The following is a 2,569-nucleotide window of genomic DNA, read 5'->3' as shown; positions in this document are numbered from 1 at the left end:
GGTGGAAACGATAGGGTTTTTTTCAGTTCTCGTATCTGATTTATCTTTATGGCTGCCCCGTCAGGCTCTATACTTATAAAATCCGGATGCACCCCAGCTGCCATTTTTTTACATGACGGACAGCGCTGGCAACTCTGCCCTTCACCGACAATACAGTTTATTCGTTGAGCAAAGAGCTGGGCGAACTTTTTTTTACCAACACCTGTCAGACCCTGCCAACATCCATGTTCTAAAAGAGATTGAACGTATCAACAAAATCAAAGCTAAGGCCTATATCAGCACCAAATCGGACATCCAAAAAATTCTTTCTGAGTTCTTTGGCTTTCAATCATCAATTTCTGCCGCCGAGACTAACCTGACCGGAGGAATGGGCGTTGACCTCGGCAACCTTGAACAGTACGTCAAAATATCTTCAGCCACAGAAATAGCCTCTTCAGATCAACACATCAAAGGTGCTGTTGACCATCTTTTTGCCTACTCTTTTGATCAGAAGGCAAGTGATATTCATATCGAACCAAAACGTGACAAGTGCCATATCCGTATCCGTATTGACGGTGTTCTACACACAATTTACAAACTTCCCAAGGTGGTCCACCCTGCTATCATTTCAAGGATAAAGTCATTGTCACGTCTTGATATTGCCGAAAAACGCCGTCCTCAGGATGGCAGAATCAAAGTAAATCATAAGGGCGGCGAAGCTGAAATTCGGGTATCGACCATTCCGGTGGCTTTTGGAGAGAAGGCTGTTTTGAGAATTCTTGACCCCAATATTCTTTTTCAAGACCTTAAGAGCATCGGCTTTTCCGACAAAGATTATGCCGTATACAATAGATTTATCACTTCACCTCACGGCATTGTTCTGGTAACTGGCCCGACAGGTAGCGGAAAATCAACCACTCTTTACTCCACTCTTAAAAACATTGCCACCCCGGATAAGAACATAATAACAGTTGAAGACCCCATAGAAATGGTGCATGAAGAGTTTAATCAGATTGCAGTCCAACAGTCGGCAGATGTGACATTTTCCACCATTTTACGAAATATCTTGCGCCAAGACCCCGATATCATTATGATCGGCGAAATCAGAGATTTTGACACAGCTCGGCATGCCATTCAAGCTGCCTTAACTGGGCATCTTGTGTTTTCAACACTTCACACTAATGATGCCGTTTCATCAATTTCCAGGTTAATCGACCTTGGTTTAGAGCCATTTTTAATCAGCTCAACCCTGCTTGGTTCTATGGCACAGCGATTGATTCGTACTATCTGCCCCAATTGCATTGAACCAATCATTGTCAAAACTAAGGAACTTGAGGGTTTTGGTTTTCCCCTGCCAGACAGTGAAACGCTGGAACTTCGACACGGCAAAGGCTGTCCAAAATGTCGGGGCACGGGTTATTCCGGCCGCTGTGGAGTTTTTGAAATTTTTCCGATGAGTGAACGCTTAAAAATTATGACCAACCAAAAGGTCAGCGAGATTGAACTCAGGCAATGGGCAATTAAGGAAGGCATGACACCCCTTCTCGAAGATGCCTGGTCAAAAGTTGCCAGAGGTCTGACAACGTTCCAGGAAGCTGTCAAAGTAACTGGAATTGCATAAATACACCGACTATGGCTCATACTAAATCAAAAAACTCTGTGCCTGGAAAAGTTGTTTGTACCAACAAAAAGGCTCACTTTGAGTATCAGATAGAAAGCACCTATGAAGCAGGAATGATGCTTTTAGGGCCTGAGGTCAAATCGTTACGTGCCGGTAAGGCAAATTTACGTGATGGCTACGCTCAAATTAAAAATGAAGAGTTGTTCTTGCATAATGTTCATATTTCAACTTATGTTTTTGCATCTCTTCAAGCCCCTAATCCCCTGCGAGTGCGGAAACTTCTTCTGCACAAACAGGAGTTAAAAAAACTCATTGGTAAAACTAAAGAAAAGGGAGTTGCTTTAATACCTCTCAAGATATACTTTAAAGGCAATGGCAAAGCAAAGTTGATATTAGGTTTAGCACGAGGCAAAAAGCTTTATGATAAGCGGGCTTCAATCAAAGATCGTGAATCCGATCGGGAGATGAACCGGCTCAACAAAGGAAATCGCTACACCTAATAGGTGATTGTGGTGACCATTGACTTCGCAGGCTGTTTTTTTGTTTTTGTCAGTTATTGATTTACCGCACGTTGTTCTTTGAAATGGGGGTGAAACGGCTTCGACGGGGATATATAAGCTCGGGCTGCATGTCGAGAATTCTACAACTCTCGTAAAAAACTGTAGAACTTTAAAATAGTCGCAGATGACTATTCATATGCTGTGGCAGCATAAATAAGCCACTGCTCTCCCTTGTTATTCCTGCGGACTTGGGTTGGGCATCGACTAGCGGGATAGCTTACGGATTCTTTGGTGGTCCTGATAGCGAAACTTTACACCAGATAGTGCTAACAGTACCTAGTCCTGGTGGTACCAAGGCACGATAAGAACTTAAGCAGGAATAAACATGTAGACGCCTGAAGGGGAGTATTTTCGGACCCGGGTTCAACTCCCGGCACCTCCACCATTTTTATCTTTTCATTTCAAAGAC

The 2,569-nt window shown here is 43.3% G+C and carries 3 protein-coding genes and 1 other RNA gene; 3 read left to right on the top strand and 1 reads right to left on the bottom strand.

The window, feature by feature from the left end; translation table 11 throughout:
* On the bottom strand, positions 1-209 hold a 209-nt coding region (locus tag HQK80_16110; GenBank protein MBF0223716.1), incomplete at its 3' end, for a DNA polymerase III subunit delta'.
* Here HQK80_16110 and HQK80_16105 point away from each other — a divergent pair.
* The 3 genes from HQK80_16105 (at position 113) to ssrA (ending at position 2,545) form a co-directional block, all read left to right on the top strand.
* The gene (locus HQK80_16105) at positions 113-1,600 is read left to right on the top strand and encodes a type II/IV secretion system protein (GenBank protein ID MBF0223715.1); all 1,488 of its coding nucleotides are present in this window, start codon (positions 113-115) and stop codon (positions 1,598-1,600) included. The genes HQK80_16110 and HQK80_16105 overlap by 97 nt on opposite strands.
* Positions 1,601-1,611: 11 nt before the next feature.
* Positions 1,612-2,100, top strand: coding sequence for an SsrA-binding protein SmpB (gene smpB / locus HQK80_16100; GenBank protein MBF0223714.1), 489 nt, complete (start codon positions 1,612-1,614; stop codon positions 2,098-2,100).
* An 85-nt stretch (positions 2,101-2,185) separates the two neighbouring features.
* Positions 2,186-2,545: a transfer-messenger RNA gene (gene ssrA, locus HQK80_16095) on the top strand.
* Positions 2,546-2,569: the final 24 nt, after the last annotated feature.

It is taken from the genome of Desulfobulbaceae bacterium (assembly GCA_015231515.1).
GTDB lineage: Bacteria > Desulfobacterota > Desulfobulbia > Desulfobulbales > VMSU01 > JADGBM01.
This window is presented reverse-complemented; position numbering and strand designations above follow the sequence as displayed.